A 15566-nucleotide genomic window follows, 5' to 3' on the forward strand; every position below is an offset into this window, starting at 1 on the left:
GCGCTGGCCTGGGCGGAGGCCGAACTCGCGGCCGCAGGGCGCCCGTTGGCCGGGCCCGCGCGGCAGATCCGCACCTGGAACCTCTCCGGACTCCTCCGCCTCCCCACCGCCACCGGCGCCGACGCCTGGCTGAAGACCACGACGCCCACGTTCAACGCCCGTGAGGGTGAGGTCATCGCGCTGCTCGGCGGCGTCGACCGCGGGCTCGTCCCGACCGTCCTCGCCGCCGACCCCGCCGGCGGGCGGCTGCTGCTCGACCACGTCCCCGGCGAGGACTGCTGGAGCCCGTCCGCCGGCACCGTCGCCGACGTCGTCCCCCGCCTGGTCGCCGCCCAGGCCGCGCTCGCCGAACGCCGGGGCGACCTGGCCGCCCTGCGCGACCGCACCCCCCGCACCCTGGCGGCCCAGCTGACGACCCTGCTGGACCGGCGCGCCGGGGAGACCGGCCTGACGCCCGGGGAACTGGACAGCCTGGGCGCCTTCGCGGCCGGCCTGCCCGGGCTGCTGGAGCGGCTCGCCGCCTGCGGCCTGCCCGAGACCCTGCTGCACGGCGACTTCCACCCCGGCAACTGGCGCTCCGACGGCGCGAACGCGGTGGTGGTCGACTACGCCGACTCCTGCCTCGGCCACCCCGCCCTGGACGGGCTGCGCCCGCGCGCCTACCTCGCCCCGGAGGCCTGGCAGCACCATGCCCGGGTCTGGACGGAGGCCTGGCGACGGCACGCCCCCGGCTCCGACCCGCGGCGCGCGCTCGAACTCGCCGAGCCGCTGTACCACCTGTCCTACGCCCTGCGCTACCAGGAGTTCCTGGACCACATCGAGCCGAGCGAACGCCCCTACCACGAGGGCGATCCGGCCGCCGAGCTGCGCGCCGTGCTGGCCTGCGGCCCGAGTGACCGGCGGGCGTAGACTGCCGAGGTGGAACGACCGACGCCGGCCCCCGTCCTGCCCGAACTTCCCCTGCAGGAACTGGAGTGCTTCTCCGTCCTCGTCCACCAGCTGCACTTCGGGCGGACGGCGGAGCGCCTGGGCCTCTCGCAGGGGCGGGTCTCCCAGCTGATCAAGCGCCTGGAGAACCGGGTCGGCGCGCCGCTGTTCCGACGCACCAGCCGCCGGGTCGAGCCGACGGAGCTGGGACGGGCGCTGGCCGAAGAGGTGGTGCCTGCCTTCGAGCGGCTCAGGGAGGGCTACGACGCCGCCCGGGCCGGGGCCGCGACGGCGAGGCCGCTGCGGCTGGGCTTCCAGTGCGCGGTGTACGAGCCGGTCGCCCGGGTGATCGCGGGCCTGCCGGAGGGGTCGGCGCGGCTGGTCGAACTGCCGTGGGCGGACCCGTTCTCGCACCTCGCCCGGGGCGAGGTCGACCTGGCCATCGTGCTCGGTCCGTGCCGGGAACCGGGGCTGGAGGTGCTGATGGAGTTCTCCCGTCAGCCGGTGTGGGTGGCGGTCTCCGCCGCGCAGCGCCCGGTCGGGGTGGCAGGGGCGGACGGGGTGAGCGCCGAGGACCTGGCCGCGCTGCCGCTGGTCGGGCCGCGTGGCCCGGCGCCCGAGTACTGGCGGCAGGTGAACGCGCCCCGGCGGACGACGGGCGGGCGGGAGCTGACGTACGCGGCGGGCGCGGCCACCATCCAGGAGGGTCTGTCGATGGTGGCCGGCACCCGCCGGGGGCTGCTGCTGTGCGAGCGCAGTACGACGTACGTCCAGCGGCCGGACATCCGTTTCCTGCCGGTGCCCGAGCTGGAGCCGACCACGCTGGAGGTGGTCGCGAACGAGCGGCGGCCGCATCCGATGGCGGCCGGGTTCGTGGAGCTGCTGGCCGGGCACGTCGACTGAGCCCCCGGTGACACCGGCCGGCCGAGCCACCGGCCGGGCCGCCGGTCATGCTGCCGGTCGGGCGTCGGGCCTGGAGAGCAGGGCGATCAGCAGCCCGACGGCCGCCAGCCCGGCCGCGGTGAACAGGACGGCGTGGTTCCCGGCCCGGTCGACCACCAGCCCGCCGGCGAGGGAGCCGAGCGCGATGCTCGCGTTGAACACGCCCGCCCAGACCGCCGCCGAGGCCTCGATCCCGGCCGGGTCCGCGATGCGGACCCAGGTCTGGGTGGAGACCGACACCCCGCCGTACGAGACGCCCCAGAGGACCAGGACGAGCAGCACGGTGACGACTCCGCCGGTGGCGTACGGGAGCAGGACGGCGGCCAGCGTGACCCCCGCGAGAGCGACGGCGACGGCGGTCCTCGGGCGGCGCCCGGACAGCGGGCCGAGGGTGAAGTTCCCGGCGACGCCCGCGAGTCCGTACACCAGCAGGCAGGCGGCGATCACGCTGCCGCTCAGGCCCGCGCCGGCTTCGAGGACCGGGCGGACGTAGGTGTAGCCGGCGAAGTGGCCGAGCACGACGAAAGCGGTGATCGCGATCCCGGCGGCGACGCCCCGGTGGCGCAGGGCGCGGCCCGGCCCGCCGGGCCGTCCGCGCTCGTGCACCGGCAGCGCGGGCAGGGTGACGGCGAGGACGGCGGCGGAGACGACGCCGAGCAGGGCGAGCGCCCAGAACGCGGCGCGCCAGTCGAGCAGCGCGGCCAGGTAGGCGCCCAGCGGGACGCCGAGCACCGAGGCGATGGAGACACCGGAGAAGATCAGCGTCATCGCGAGCGCGACGCGCGGGCCGTCGGCGAGACGGGGGCCGACGCCGGCGGCGAGGCCCCAGACGATGCCCATGGCGGCGCCGAGCAGGACGCGGCCGGCGGCCAGCACCGCGAAGTCCGGCGCCAGCGCGGTCACCGCGTCGGCCAGGGCGAGCAGCAGCATGAAGGCGACCAGGACGGTCCTGCGGTCGCGTGGGCCGACGAGCCGCGGGGCGAAGAGGGAGACGACGGCGGCGATCAGGCCGGTGATGGTGAGGGAGAGCCCGGCGACCCCGTCGGTGACCCCGAGGCTGTGGGAGATCGGGGTGAGCAGGCCGACCGGCATCATCTCGGAGGACACCACGGTGAAGGTGGCGAGTGCCACGGCGAGGACCGGGGACCAGCGGTGGGCGCTGGGTGAACCGGTGGGAGGGGCGAGGGTTTCCGCGTCTGTCATGCGGCCAGCTCACCAGCCGGCGGACGGGTCGAACAAGATCGATAAGCTCATCGACTCATTAGCCCGGCTCATCGATCATCCGGGGGCTCCTGAGGGCTCCCGCCGCGGTCGTCGCGGCGGGAGCCACCCGGGCGGGCTCAGTCCGCGGGGGCGATCCGGTAGCCGCCGCGGGCCGAGTGGAGGCTGAGCGCCTCGACCGGGCAGAAGTCCACCGCGTCGCTCAGGCCGTCCGTCAACTCCGCTCCACCGTCGGCGTATTCGGCCAGCGGGGCGGCCAGCCCGTCGGCACCGAGGGCCAGCGAGTCGGGGGCGCTGATGGCGCACATCCCGGAGCCGATGCAGCGGTCCTGGTCGACCCGGACGACCACCGGGTCGGTGTCCGCGCGGCCGGTCACCAGGTCACCCGCAGCGAGTTCGGGCTACGGGTCAGCAGGCCGCGCCGCCAGTCGATCTGCTCGACCGCGTCGGCCAGCCGCAGGGAGGGCAGCCGCCGGGCCAGCCGGTGCAGGGCGAGCTCCAGCTCCATCCGGGCCAGCCAGGCGCCCAGGCAGTGGTGCGGCCCGGCGCCGAAGGTGAGCATGGGGGCGGCCAGCGGGGAGAACAGCTCGGTGCGCAGGTCCTCGGTGAACACCGCCGGGTCCTGGTTGGCGGCGGAGGCGTCGGCGGCGACCACGCTGCCGGCCGGGATGACCACGCCGCCGATCTCGACGTCCTCGACGGTGCGGCGCATCAGCCCGGGCATGTGCTCCTGGGCGTCGCCGAGCGGCACGGCGCGCAGCAGCTGCTCGGTCGCGGCGGCGGCGCTGGCCTCGTCGGAGGAGAGTCGCTGCCAGGCCTCGCGGCCGTCCTGGAGCAGGTAGACCAGGGCGTTGCCGAGGCTGGTCATGGTGGTCTCGTGTCCGGCCACGACCAGGCCGATGACCAGCGCGACCAGCTGGCCCTCGGCGATCGAGCCGTCCTCGGCGGCGGCCGAGAGCAGGCTGCTGACCAGGTCCTCGCCGGGGGCGGCCCGGCGCTCGGCGATCACCTCGGCGCCGAAGGCGGCGAACTCGGTCATCGCGGTGACGATCGCCTCGGCGGAGAACGCGGTGGTGGAGAGCGCGTGGTCGCTCCAGTGCGCGAGCCGCTTGCTGTCCAGGTTGTCCAGGCCCATCAGCCGGCTGATCACCGCGACCGGCAGCGGGCGGGAGTAGCCGGCGATGATGTCGGCGGGGGAGCCCTGGTCGATCAGCTCGTCGATCAGCGACTCGACCACCGAGGCCACCCAGGGCCGCCAGCGCTCGATCGCGCGCGGGGTGAAGGCCCGCTGCACGGTGCGGCGCAGCCGCTGGTGCTCGGTGCCGTCGATGTTCAGCATGCTCTGCGGGTCGTCGAGGATGTTGGGCGTGACCGTGACCGGCGGGGCGTCCGGCGCGTAGAGCGGGGCGCGGCCCAGGCGCGGGTCGGTCAGCACCTGCCGCACGTCGGCGTGCCGGCTGACCAGCCAGACCGGGGTGCCGGTGGGCAGCGCGGCCAGGCGGGGCGGGCCGGGTTCGAGCTTGCGCATGCAGTGCAGCGGGGGGAGCGGGGCGGTGCCGGCACTGGTCGCACTGTTCTCGGTGGACATCCGTACTCCAGACTCCAGGGCGGTGGGCCGCGGGGCGCGGCCCGACGGGGGGTGGATCCGGGGATGGTGCGGGGGGACGGGTGATGCGGCCGGCTGGCGGCTCGACACGGGCCGGGGGTCGGTCGGGCTCCTACGGGAAATGGCGCGAAATGTGCGGGGGCGCACGGTCGGTACGCACCCGGCGCGGACGGCGCACGGTCGCGCGCCGTCTGATGGGGCGGGTGTGCTGAGCGTGGTCGCGTGGACCGTCTCTGCTACGACCGTACGTGGGCGGCGGGGCGCCCGTCTGCGGCACTTCCAGCCAACGCCGGTGCTTTCCGGGCACTTCGAGGCGCACTGACGGGCGCTCAGCGCCACCTGTGCGCCCCTGTCGCCACCATCGCGCCCGGCTGTCTCCGGGCCCTCGACGGGTACTCGGGTGGCACTTGCCACAGGAGGCTTCGTGAGCCCGTCACAGGGGGGCGGATCTGCCGGTGGCAGGTGTGGCGCGCCGTATCACACCGGATCGGGACGGGCGCCCCACGGGGCTCCGCCGGTGGCCGGCCGGGTGGGCGTTACGCTTCGTGGGCAGGTCTTCTCGCAGTTTTTCTTCGCAGGTCACGCCGGGTGCAGAGCCGCACCGGCAGACGGAGGTGGAATCGGATGCCCCAGCAGGTCAAGGCAGTGATCGCGCGCGCCAAGGGCGCGCCCGTGGAGGTGACCACGATCGTGGTGCCCGACCCCGGCCCGGGTGAGGCGGTGGTCCGGATCCAGGCCTGCGGCGTCTGTCACACCGACCTCCACTACCGGGAGGGCGGCATCAACGACGAGTTCCCGTTCCTGCTCGGCCACGAGGCCGCGGGCATCGTGGAGTCGGTCGGCGAGGGCGTCACCGAGGTCGAGCCCGGCGACTTCGTGGTCCTCAACTGGCGTGCGGTGTGCGGTCAGTGCCGCGCGTGCAAGCGGGGCCGCCCGCAGTACTGCTTCGCCACCCACAACGCCAAGCAGAAGATGACGCTGCTGGACGGCACCGAGCTGTCCCCGGCGCTGGGCATCGGCGCGTTCGCCGAGAAGACCCTGGTCGCGGCCGGCCAGTGCACCAAGGTGGACCCGGCCGCCGAGCCGGCCGTCGCGGGCCTGCTGGGCTGCGGTGTGATGGCGGGCCTCGGCGCCGCGATCAACACCGGCAACGTCGGCCGGGGCGACTCGGTCGCCGTCATCGGCTGCGGCGGCGTCGGCGGCGCGGCCGTGATGGGCTCCCGGCTGGCGGGCGCGTCGAAGGTCATCGCGGTGGACATCGACGACCGCAAGCTGGAGACCGCCCGCAAGCTGGGCGCCACCCACACCGTCAACTCCCGCACCACCGACGCGGTCGAGGCGATCCGCGAGCTGACCGGCGGCAACGGCGCGGACGTGGTGGTCGAGGCGGTCGGCCGGCCGGAGACCTACAAGCAGGCCTTCTACGCCCGCGACCTGGCCGGCACCGTCGTCCTGGTCGGCGTGCCGACCCCGGAGATGACCCTGGAGCTGCCGCTGCTCGACGTCTTCGGCCGCGGCGGCGCGCTGAAGTCCTCCTGGTACGGCGACTGCCTGCCCTCGCGGGACTTCCCGATGCTGATCGACCTCTACCGCCAGGGCCGCCTGGACCTCGGCGCCTTCGTCACCGAGACCATCGAGCTCGACCAGGTGGAGCAGGCCTTCGAGCGCATGCACCACGGCGACGTCCTCCGTTCGGTGGTGGTCCTGTGAGCGGGCGCGTCGACCGGCTGGTCACCGCCGGGACCTTCGAACTCGACGGCGGCAGCTGGGAGGTGGAGAACAACGTCTGGATCGTCGGGAACGACGAGGAGGCGGTGGTGATCGACGCCGCGCACGACGCCGAGGCCATCGAGGCCGCGCTCGGCGGGCGCCGGCTGGTGGCGATCGTCTCCACCCACGCGCACAACGACCACATCGACGCGGCCCCGGCCCTCGCCGCCCGCACCGGTGCGCCGATCCTGCTGCACCCCGACGACCTGCCGCTCTGGAAGCTCACCCACCCCGAGCGGCTCCCGGACGGCGAGCTGGCCGACGGTCAGCGGATCGAGGTGGCCGGCGTCGAGCTGACCGTGCTGCACACCCCGGGCCACGCGCCCGGCGCGGTCTGCCTGTACGCGCCCGCGCTGGGCACCGTGTTCACCGGCGACACCCTGTTCCACGGCGGCCCGGGTGCCACCGGCCGGTCGTTCTCGCACTTCCCGACCATCATCGACTCGATCCGCGAGCGGCTGCTGACGCTCCCGGTCGAGACCGTGGTGCGCACCGGCCACGGCGACCCGACCACCATCGGCGCCGAGGCCCCGGCGCTGCCGGAGTGGATCGCCCGCGGGCACTGACGCCCGCCCGTACGCCCCGGGGGAACGACTGTTCCCCCGGGGCCGTACCATCCCGGTCATGGCCCACGACCCGCGCGACCTCGACGACTCCTTCCTCTCCTTCTGGCAGGAGCGGCACATCTCCACGCTGACCACCACCCGCCCGGACGGCACTCCGCACGTGGTGCCGGTCGGCGTGACGTACCAGCCGGAGACGGGCACCGCCCGGGTCATCACCAGCCGCACCAGTCGCAAGGCCCGCAACGTCGCCGAGGCCGGGCCCCAGGGCCAGCGGGTCGCCGTCTGCCAGGTGGACCGGGCGCGCTGGTCGACGCTGGAGGGCGTGGCGGTCGTCCGCGACGAGCCCGGGCAGGTCGCCGAGGCGGAGCGCCGCTACGCCGAGCGCTACCGGGAGCCGCGGGTCAACCCGGACCGGGTGGTCATCGAGATCACCGTCGACCGGGTCCTCGGCCGGGCCTGAGAACCCCCGTTCCGGGAACGGCCGTTCTCACTACCGGAACGACCGTTCCCCGGCCCCGGGCCTCAGGACGGCTGCGCGGCCCGCTCGATCCCGGCGAGCATGTCGCGCGGGAACCAGAGGCTGCTCGCGCCCGCCAGGGCGACGGCCGCCGCACCGACCAGCACCGGCACGATGCCGACCCGGGAGGCGAGCCACCCGCCGACGAAGGCGCCGACGGGCAGGGTGGCGGTCAGGACGGCCTGGAGGAAGGCGTTGACGCGGCCCAGCAGGTGGGCGGGGGTGACCAGCTGACGTCCGGTGGTCATGGCGATCGACCACACCGTCGCCAGCAGCCCGAACAGCAGCTGGTACAGGACGAGTACCGGGAAGGCCGCCCCGAGGGAGGCCGCGGGGATGAGGAAGAGGGCGGCCCCCGCGCCCACGGCGCACAGCCGGATGGCCCGGGCCATCCCCAGCGCCCGGGTGACGGAGGTCGCGACGAGCACACCGGTGCCCATGCCGACGGCGTACCCGGCGTAGACCGCGCCGAGCTGCCACGGGAGCAGGTGCAGCTCCCGGTCGGCGTACAGGACGAACAGGCCGCCGCCGGCCCCGCCGCCCAGGTTGAGCCCGGCCGCGGCGAGGGCCTGGCGGCGCAGCGGGGTCTCGCGCCGGATGACCGCGAGGCCCTCCCGCAGGGCCTCGACGCGGGACCGCGCACCGCCGCCAGGCTCCTGCGCCGGCCGGTTCAGCGCGGCCGGAAGCGCGAGGAACAGGGCCCCGCCGACGAGGTAGGCGGCGCACTCGACCAGCAGTGCCGGAGCCGGGTCGATCACGCCGATCAGGATGCCGCCGAGCGCCGGTCCGCCGATCAGGCCGACGGTCCTGGCGCCGGTGAGCGAGGAGTTGGCCGGCAGCAGGCGTCTGGTGGGCACCACGCGGGGCAGGCAGGACTGCAGCGCGATGCTCTGGGAGGAACTCAGCGCCCCGGAGGCGGCCGCCGCGGCGAACAAGTGCGGCCAGGTCAGACCGTCCAGCGCGGCCGCGAGCGGCACGCTGCCGACGGCGGGGACCTGCAACCAGGAGACGGCCACCAGCATCCGCCGCAGCCGGGCCCGGTCGACGGCGACGCCGATCAGCGGGCTGAGCAGGACGCCGGGCAGGTAGGCCATCGCCATCAGCGCCGAGCAGCCCAGCGGGCCCGCGTGCAGATGGGCGATGGCCAGCAGCGGCAGCGCCAGCGCGGTGACCTGGCGCCCCACCGAACTCGTCATCTGCTCCGTGACCAGCAGCAGCAGGGGGCGGTTCCGGCGCAGCGGCACGGACTCCGGGGCCGGGGCCGGGGCTTGGCCCGAGGTCGTGGCCGGTGTCGTGGCCGGGGCCGGTGTCGCGGGTGGGCCGGACTCCGCGGGGACGGACGATTCCTCGGCCGTGGAGGATCCCATGTATCAGACTCCTGTGTCGGGCGCGGTCCAGCAAAACACGACGGGTCCGATCGTTCGACCACCGTCGTTGCTCCGGCCCGGGAATGCGCCAGAAACCCTGCGGTGAAGGGGATTTGGGGTGCGTCGGGGGTGCGGGCCTGACCAGCGGTGACCGGGCACGGCGGGCTCGCCGGTGCCGCCCGCCCGGAAGGGGCGGGGCCGGGAGGATGGCCGGAAACCGACGTGGCGTCAGCCGGGTCGGCGTGTGTGGCGCCGGGTTCAGGCCGGGCCTGCCACCAGCCAGTGCGCGGGCAGGTCGATCCGGGTGCCGTCGGGGGCGGTCTCCGTGGTGGCCAGCGGCAGGTCGCCGGTGGCGAGGACGGTCAGGCCGGCGGCGCGGAACAACTCGGGGAAGGCCGCGTCGGCCACCTCGGCGGGGGTCAGCCCGTGGGAGAACACCGGGCGCAGCTTCGGCGGCGGTCCGTCCGCGCCGCGGGCCAGGCCGGTCAGGACCTCCTTGGCCGCCTCGGAGAGCTCGAACACGAAGGCCCGGCCGCGGACCCCGAGCAGGGTGGCGACGGCCTCGGCCACCGCCGGCCGGTCGGCCGGATCGCTCTGGTGGATCACCCCGCGCACGTACACGTTGGCGTCGCCGAGGCGGTGGTGGAGGGCCCGGACGGCCGCGGCGTCGGTGGCGTCCAACCGGGTGAACTCGGCCCGCCCGGCCGGGTCGCCGCGCCGGGCGCGGTCGAGGGCGGCGGCGGACAGGTCGACCCCGAGGACGAGGGGGAAGCGCTCGGCGAGGAAGCGGGTCTGGGTGCCGTTGCCGCAGCCCAGGTCGACGACGGGCAGCGTGGGGTCGGCCAGGTGGGGGCGGAACAGTGTCAGGTGGCGCTCGGCGCTGAGGGCCGGCGCCGCGTCCCAGATCACCGAGCCCGGCTCCTCGGGCGCGTCGCGCCAGAAGCCCTCCCAGGCGTCCCGGTACCGATTCGTCACGCTCATGGCGGGGACCTCCGGATGTCACGCCCAGTGCTGTCGCGCCCAGTGCCGTCAAGGGCGGTGCTGTGACCGTGTCTATCGGCACCCGGCCCCGGCGGCAACCGCGTGCGGGCGTGCGGGCGGACCCGGGGGGCGCGTGCGGACGGAGCGCGGCGCTCAGGTCAGGGCGCGCGCCTGGCGCAGCAGGTAGACCCCGGAGGCGGCGGCGAGCACGGCCATGCAGCCGGCGAAGACCAGGCCGGCGTGGGCCAGTCCGAGCGGGCCGGTGAGCAGGCCCACCCCGATGACCGGGATCGAGATGCCGAAGTAGGCGACCACGAAGAGCGCCGAGAGCGCGCCGCCGCGGTGCTCGGCGGGAGCGGCCGCGGCCACCTCGCCCACCGCCCCGCGCAGGCCCATGCCCTGCCCGGCGCCGCCCGCCAGGGCACTGAGCACCAGCGGCGGCAGGACCTCCCAGGCGAGCGAGGAGGCCAGCAGGGCCATACCGGCGATCAGCACCAGGCAGCCCAGCGGGATCGCCCTGGCGGTGCCGAGTCTGGGCACCAGGAGCTGGCCGAGGGTGGAGGCGAAGAACGCGGTGAAGACCACCAGGCCGACCACCGCGCGGTTGTGGACGCCCAGGTCGACGGCGAGGAAGGCCGGGCTGACCGAGGTGAACAGGCCCAGCAGGGAGAAGCCCGCGAAGGCGGCGACTCCGGCCGGCACGAACACCCGGCGGACCTCCGGCGGCAGGGAGGGCCGGACGGGTCTGGCCGTGCGCAGCGGACGGGCCCCGGCGACGGTCTCCGGCAGCAGCCGGGTGAGCGCGAACGAGACGGCGAGCAGCCCCAGGTGTACGGCGAACGGCAGCACCAGCGGGTGCGGCGCGTACTGCGAGAGCACGCCCGACAGCAGCGGTCCGCAGCCGAGCCCGCCCATGTTGGCGGCGGTCGCGACGAAGCTCGCGCGGGCCCGCTGCCCGGGCGGGGCGAGTTCCAGCACGTACGCCGTCCCGGTGCCGGTGAACAGGCCCGCCGACAGTCCGGACAGCAGCCGGCCCAGGCAGAGCAGGGCGACGCTGTCGGCAGCCAGGAAGACGACGGCGCTGGCGGCGGAGCAGGCCAGCCCGCAGAGCAGGACGGGCCGGCGGCCGACGGAGTCGGAGACGTTGCCGACCAGCAGCAGGACGCCGATGACGCCGAAGGCGTACACCGCGAACACGACCGTCACCGTGAGCTCGGAGAAGCCGATCTTCTCCTGGTACAGCCCGTAGAGCGGGGTGGGCAGGGTGGTGCCGGCCATGCAGACGGCGAAGGCGGCGGCGGCGACGAGGTGGCCCGCCCGGGCGACGGCGGTCCGAGCGGGCCGAGCGGTCCGACGGTCGGTCATTCGCCCACCATAGGCGCGCGCTCCGGCTCCGGCCCGCCGTCGCCCGGGGGAGCGCTGGGCCGAACGGCCGTCCGCGTCCGGCGGGTGCGGGACGGGTCGGGGCGTTCGCGGAGTCAGCGCTCCGGTTGCCACTCCGCTTCGAGGGCGGTGCGGCCGTCCTCCCTGGTCACGGGGTGCCAGTGGGCCCGCAGCCCGGCCGGCACCCCGCCCGGCCGACCGGCCGGGCGGGGTGTGCCGATGGCGCCGAGCACCGGGCTGTCGAGCGGGCTGGCGGCCAGGCGGTCCAGCACCCGCGCGCACGCGGTGCGCAGGTCGTGGCCGTGGCGGCGCACGTCGGGGACGGCGGAATGGAACGCGGCGAGGACGGACAAGCGGATCACCTCCGGGACGACCTGCGGTGCGTGCAGGTGCGGTCCGTCCAGCTTCCGCCGCCCCGCGCCCGCCGGAGCCCGGATTGACGGACTGCTGACACCGCGCTGACGGTCTGCTGACGCGCGGGCGGCTCCCGGCCGGTCCGCGGGCTCAGACCCGGTACGCGGCGACGTAGCGGGCCGGGTCGTGGCGCAGGTCGCCGTGCCAGCGCTCGCGGCACTGCTCGGCGAAGGTCCGCCCGGTGGCGACGATCTCGTCCAGCGGGTCCAGGTACCCGAGGACGTGCGGCGGTTCGAGGCCCGCCGCCACCCGGGCGGCCAGACCGGCCCTGGCCAGCCGGAGCAGCTCGGCGGCCAGCGGCCGGACCGGCTCGCCGCCCAGGCGGGTGGCGAGCCCGAGGGCGGGCAGCTCGGCGAGCGCCGCCCGGTGGTCGTACAGGGTGTGGCGGCCGAGCAGCTCCCAGGCGGCGTCCCGGGATCCGGGGTGGTAGGTGAGCCCGGCCCAGAGCGCGGGGACGGCCGGGATGAACGGGTACGGCGGACCGTCGGAGGCGCGCAGCTCCAGGGTGCCGCGGACCCTGGTGTTGGTCCAGATCTGGTTGAGGTGGGCGGCCCAGTGCGCCGGGGTCGGCCGCGAGCCGTCCGGGTAGCCGTGCCGGAGCAGCTCGGCGAAGGGGCGGTCGGGCGCCCGGTGGTAGCGGCCGTCCGGGGTGCGGTAGTGGATCAGCGGGAGGCCGAGCGCCCAGTCGGTGATCTCCTCGGCGGTGACGCCGGGGCGCAGCGCGGGCGGCAGCACCCCGCCCCTGCGCGGGTCCATCCGGAGCCAGGCCCAGCACCGGTGGGACAGCAGACCACTGCTCGAACTGCCTTCTTGGATCGGTGAGTTGACGAGCAGTGCGGAGACCACGGGGGCGGCGGCCATCTGCATCCGCAGCTTCCGCGCGAGGTCCTCGGGGGAGAGGTGGTCCAGGGTGACCTGGGTGGACAGCGACAGCGCCATCACGTACCGGGCCCGGCCGCCGGGCTCGCCCAGCCCGGCGAAGTAGTCCCGCATGATGGCGCCGCGGGTCATCGGCACCCACCGCACGTCGGCCAGCCGGTCGAAGGGCAGGTTGGCGCCGGGCAGCAGGGCCAGGCCGAACCGGCCGACCAGCTCGGCGAGTCGCTCCAGGGCGGCACGCATGTCGTCCACCGCCCTGGCCACCGAGGGGACGGGTGCCGAGGAGTACTCGATCTGGCCGCCGTGCTCCAGGGTGATCTGGCTGCCGTCCGGGAGCAGGACGCCGGTCAGCCGCCTGGCGTCCTCCTGCCGCTCGCCGCCCCACCTCTCCAGCACCGCCTCCAGGACGGCCAGCACGCCGCGCTCGCCGGAGTAGCGGGCGGCCAGCCCGGTGGCCGGGTCGACCAGGCCGCACTCGACCTCGATGCCGATCTGCTCGCTGCGGCCGGGGCGGAACGGTGCCAGCAGCTCGGCCCGGCCCAGCTCCGCTCCGGCCCCGGTGCCCGTCACACCGCCCCCACCCGGGTGGTGACCCGGGGGTGCCCGGCCCGGTCAAGCACCGCGCCGACCGCGCTCAGGGCGGACTGCGCCGCGCCCTGGCACCAGGCGTGGGCGCCGGACAGGTGCTCGCCGGCGAAGAAGACCCGCGGGCGCTCCGCCGGGTACGGGGAACCGAGCACGCCCAGGTAGCGGGTGTGCTCGCCGGGCGTCAGATGGGCGAAGGCGCCGCCGCCCATGCCGGTCTGCACGTCCCAGTTGCAGTGCACGATGTCGTCCACGTCCCCGGTGATACCCGGGTGGAGCCGTTCCAGACAGTCCAGCACCAGCGTGTCCCGGTCGGCCGTCTCCAGCGCGGCGAAGCGGCGGGCGTTGGCGCCCCACAGGTACGCGCCGAGCAGGGCCGTCGGCTCGGCCGAGCGCAGCGGGTCGCGCGCGGTCCAGCGCGGGCCCGCGCTGCCGTTGACCCCGTCCTCGCCGCGCACCGCGTTGTCGGACGGGTACCAGCACTGCTGGATCGGCAGGTCGGTGAAGCTGCCGCCGCCGTGGACGCCGTCCTCCAGCTCCCAGCGGCGCCGGGTGAGGTGCAGGACGGTCTTGCTGCTGCTCGCGTAGCTGATGCCGCGGACGGCGTGCCGCTGGGCGTGCGGCAGGCCCGGGGTGACGGTGATCCGGTCCAGCGCGGGCGCCGGGACGCAGCACACCACGTAGTCGACGTCCTCGTGCAGCCGGGCGCCGATCCGCCGGCCGTGCAGCCGGACGCCGTCCGCGGTCAGCGCCAGTTCGTCGACCTGGGTGGAGAGCCGGAGCGTGCCGGGGCGCAGCGCGGCGACGAAGGCATGGACCAGCGCGTCCAGCCCGTCCACCAGCTCGACCTGACCGTGGTGGAACAGGCCGAAGTAGTCGACCAGCACCTCCAGCAGCGAGGACTGCTCGTAGTGGGCGAGGCCGCTGGCGTGGCCGAAGAGGTCCCAGGCGTCCTGCGACAGGTGCTCGTGGACGAACTGCCACAGCGACACCGAGGCCGCCCGCTCCAGCGCGGGGTCGTCCCAGTGGCCCTCCAGGGTGCGGCGCTGCTGTTCGAGGGTCAGGGTGGACCACACCGAGCCGAGCAGCTGGTCCAGCACCGGGGCCGGGGGCTGCCGCTCGGCAGGACGCAGCTCGTACGCGGGGAACAGCGCGGCCACGTCCTGCACCCGGACCCGGCGGCCGCGCAGGTGGTAGTAGGCGCGCGGGTTGGCGTTGACGAACGGGCGGGTCGCCAGCCGGAACCGGGAGACGTAGTGCAGCACGCAGTGGTGGTTGCCGGGGATGCGCATGGCGCCGAGGTCCACGTGGGTGCCGTCCCAGAACCGGTGGGTGCGCACCCGCCCGCCCGGCCGGTTGGCCCGTTCGTACACGACGACGTCGAACCCGCGGCGCTGCAGCTCGTACGCGCACACCAGGCCGGCGATGCCCGCCCCGATCACGGCGACCCGGCCCCCGGCACCGGCGACGGGCTCCTCCAGCGAACGCGGGAACGCAAAGCTCGTATCGAACATCGGCACCGTACCCATCTGAGGCGGGAGCCCCGTCCCAGCCTCGGCGAGGCCTCCCGCGGGTGCCACTGCGCGGCGCCGCCGCGGATGACGGGGGTGGGACGGACTGCGACGGCGACGGGGTCCGGCGGGGCCTCGGTGCGCCCGGCCGGGCGCCGGGCGCCGGTCTCACCCTGAGGCATCCGGGCGATGGCGTCCAGTACGCGTGGTTCGCCTGCGCCCCGCCCGTCCCGTCCGCGGCGGTCCGCCGGGGCGCGTTCCCGGCCGGTGAACCGGGCCGGTGGCGCGGGCCGTAGGTCCGTAGTGGGCGCGCGCAGCGGTGCGGCCGCGAAGCGGCGCGCGCGTCCGCGAGGAACCGGGGAGGAACTGGATGCAGTCCCGACGCGACCAGGTGCAGGCACACCTGTTCGTGATGAGCAGGGTGGCCTCGGGCATGCTGCGGGCGGAGCCCGACGCGCCGGACACTCCCACCGGGCGGACCACCCGGGGCACCATGACGGGCCTGGCGGTGGGGGTGCTGATCGGGCTGGGCGTCACGGTGTACGGGGTGATCAGGCCCGGCGGCGGCGAGGGCTGGGCCAAGCCCGGCACGCTGGTGGTGGTCGAGGAGACCGGCGCCAGGTACCTGTCCGTCGGCGGGCAGCTGCATCCGGTGCTGAACGACACCAGCGCCAGGCTGCTGGCCGGCGACCGGATGACGGTGCGGCAGGTGAGCCGGGCGTCGATCGCGGACGCGCCGCGCGGTACCCCGGTCGGGATCGTCGGCGCCCCGGACGGGCTGCCGCCCGCCGCCGACCTGGCCGGCGGCACCTGGCTGGTCTGCGGCACCGTCCAGCCGGGCCCGACCGGCGCCCCCGCGCCGCGGCTCGGCCTGCTGGTGGACCCGGCCGCCGAGGG

The 15566-nt window shown here is 75.5% G+C and carries 15 protein-coding genes; 6 read left to right on the forward strand and 9 right to left on the reverse strand.

Features of this window, described 5'->3' with window-relative positions:
- On the forward strand, positions 1–909 hold a 909-nt coding region (locus BU198_RS11970), incomplete at its 5' end, for an aminoglycoside phosphotransferase family protein (RefSeq protein ID WP_188296823.1).
- 9 nt (positions 910–918) lie between these two features.
- On the forward strand, positions 919–1830 hold the full coding sequence (locus tag BU198_RS11975) for a LysR family transcriptional regulator (protein WP_188296824.1): 912 nt from the start codon (positions 919–921) through the stop codon (positions 1828–1830).
- Between the two features lie 45 nt (positions 1831–1875).
- Here the strand turns inward: BU198_RS11975 and BU198_RS11980 are convergent, their stop codons facing one another.
- The 3 genes from BU198_RS11980 to BU198_RS11990 form a co-directional block, all read right to left on the reverse strand.
- On the reverse strand, positions 1876–3072 hold the full coding sequence (locus tag BU198_RS11980) for an MFS transporter (protein ID WP_223244271.1): 1197 nt from the start codon (positions 3070–3072) through the stop codon (positions 1876–1878).
- A 137-nt stretch (positions 3073–3209) separates the two neighbouring features.
- Positions 3210–3467, reverse strand: a complete 258-nt coding sequence (locus BU198_RS11985) for a ferredoxin (protein ID WP_317620079.1) — start codon at positions 3465–3467, stop codon at positions 3210–3212.
- Entirely contained in the window at positions 3464–4678 is a 1215-nt protein-coding gene (locus BU198_RS11990) for a cytochrome P450 (RefSeq protein WP_188296825.1), read from the reverse strand. Before BU198_RS11990 ends, BU198_RS11985 begins: the two co-directional genes overlap by 4 nt.
- 642 nt (positions 4679–5320) lie before the next feature.
- Here BU198_RS11990 and BU198_RS11995 point away from each other — a divergent pair.
- Genes BU198_RS11995 through BU198_RS12005 form a run of 3 tightly spaced genes read left to right on the forward strand, consistent with a single transcriptional unit; the run spans position 5321 to position 7492 of the window.
- On the forward strand, positions 5321–6406 hold the full coding sequence (locus tag BU198_RS11995) for an S-(hydroxymethyl)mycothiol dehydrogenase (protein ID WP_188296826.1): 1086 nt from the start codon (positions 5321–5323) through the stop codon (positions 6404–6406).
- Positions 6403–7032, forward strand: coding sequence for an MBL fold metallo-hydrolase (locus BU198_RS12000; protein WP_188296827.1), 630 nt, complete (start codon positions 6403–6405; stop codon positions 7030–7032). Before BU198_RS11995 ends, BU198_RS12000 begins: the two co-directional genes overlap by 4 nt.
- A gap of 58 nt (positions 7033–7090) precedes the next feature.
- The gene (locus tag BU198_RS12005) at positions 7091–7492 is read left to right on the forward strand and encodes a pyridoxamine 5'-phosphate oxidase family protein (RefSeq protein WP_188296828.1); all 402 of its coding nucleotides are present in this window, start codon (positions 7091–7093) and stop codon (positions 7490–7492) included.
- A gap of 62 nt (positions 7493–7554) precedes the next feature.
- Here BU198_RS12005 and BU198_RS12010 read toward each other — a convergent pair whose 3' ends face one another.
- From BU198_RS12010 to BU198_RS12035, 6 genes are all read right to left on the reverse strand, one after another.
- Positions 7555–8916, reverse strand: a complete 1362-nt coding sequence (locus BU198_RS12010) for an MFS transporter (RefSeq protein ID WP_188296829.1) — start codon at positions 8914–8916, stop codon at positions 7555–7557.
- A gap of 258 nt (positions 8917–9174) precedes the next feature.
- Positions 9175–9897 (reverse strand): class I SAM-dependent methyltransferase, encoded by a 723-nt coding sequence (locus BU198_RS12015; RefSeq protein ID WP_188296830.1) that lies wholly within the window; start codon positions 9895–9897, stop codon positions 9175–9177.
- A 153-nt stretch (positions 9898–10050) separates the two neighbouring features.
- Positions 10051–11262, reverse strand: a complete 1212-nt coding sequence (locus BU198_RS12020; RefSeq protein ID WP_188296831.1) for an MFS transporter — start codon at positions 11260–11262, stop codon at positions 10051–10053.
- 113 nt (positions 11263–11375) lie between these two features.
- A complete protein-coding gene (locus tag BU198_RS12025) occupies positions 11376–11633 on the reverse strand; it encodes a hypothetical protein (protein ID WP_188296832.1) in 258 nt (85 codons plus the stop codon).
- A 151-nt stretch (positions 11634–11784) separates the two neighbouring features.
- Complete coding sequence (locus BU198_RS12030) at positions 11785–13143, reverse strand: glutamate-cysteine ligase family protein (protein WP_188296833.1); 1359 nt, start codon at positions 13141–13143, stop codon at positions 11785–11787.
- Positions 13140–14672, reverse strand: a complete 1533-nt coding sequence (locus BU198_RS12035) for a flavin monoamine oxidase family protein (RefSeq protein WP_223244272.1) — start codon at positions 14670–14672, stop codon at positions 13140–13142. The genes BU198_RS12030 and BU198_RS12035 overlap by 4 nt, the downstream gene beginning before the upstream one ends.
- Before the next feature lie 367 nt (positions 14673–15039).
- On the opposite strand from BU198_RS12035, the gene eccB reads away from it, so the two are divergent.
- Positions 15040–15566 (forward strand): type VII secretion protein EccB (gene eccB / locus BU198_RS12040; protein WP_188296835.1); only part of this gene is annotated, 527 nt, incomplete at its 3' end.

Origin of the sequence: Streptomyces sp. CBMA156, from assembly GCF_014596515.1 — a bacterium.
Classification (GTDB): Bacteria; Actinomycetota; Actinomycetes; order Streptomycetales; family Streptomycetaceae; genus Kitasatospora.

Coding starts and splice junctions, on each gene's coding strand:
- BU198_RS11980 (WP_223244271.1), bottom strand. CDS start 3,072: ATGACAGACGCGGAAACCCTCGCCCCTCCCACCGGTTCACCCAGCGCC.
- BU198_RS11990 (WP_188296825.1), bottom strand. CDS start 4,678: ATGTCCACCGAGAACAGTGCGACCAGTGCCGGCACCGCCCCGCTCCCC.
- BU198_RS11995 (WP_188296826.1), top strand. CDS start 5,321: ATGCCCCAGCAGGTCAAGGCAGTGATCGCGCGCGCCAAGGGCGCGCCC.
- BU198_RS12005 (WP_188296828.1), top strand. CDS start 7,091: ATGGCCCACGACCCGCGCGACCTCGACGACTCCTTCCTCTCCTTCTGG.
- BU198_RS12010 (WP_188296829.1), bottom strand. CDS start 8,916: ATGGGATCCTCCACGGCCGAGGAATCGTCCGTCCCCGCGGAGTCCGGC.
- BU198_RS12015 (WP_188296830.1), bottom strand. CDS start 9,897: ATGAGCGTGACGAATCGGTACCGGGACGCCTGGGAGGGCTTCTGGCGC.
- BU198_RS12020 (WP_188296831.1), bottom strand. CDS start 11,262: ATGACCGACCGTCGGACCGCTCGGCCCGCTCGGACCGCCGTCGCCCGG.
- BU198_RS12035 (WP_223244272.1), bottom strand. CDS start 14,672: ATGTTCGATACGAGCTTTGCGTTCCCGCGTTCGCTGGAGGAGCCCGTC.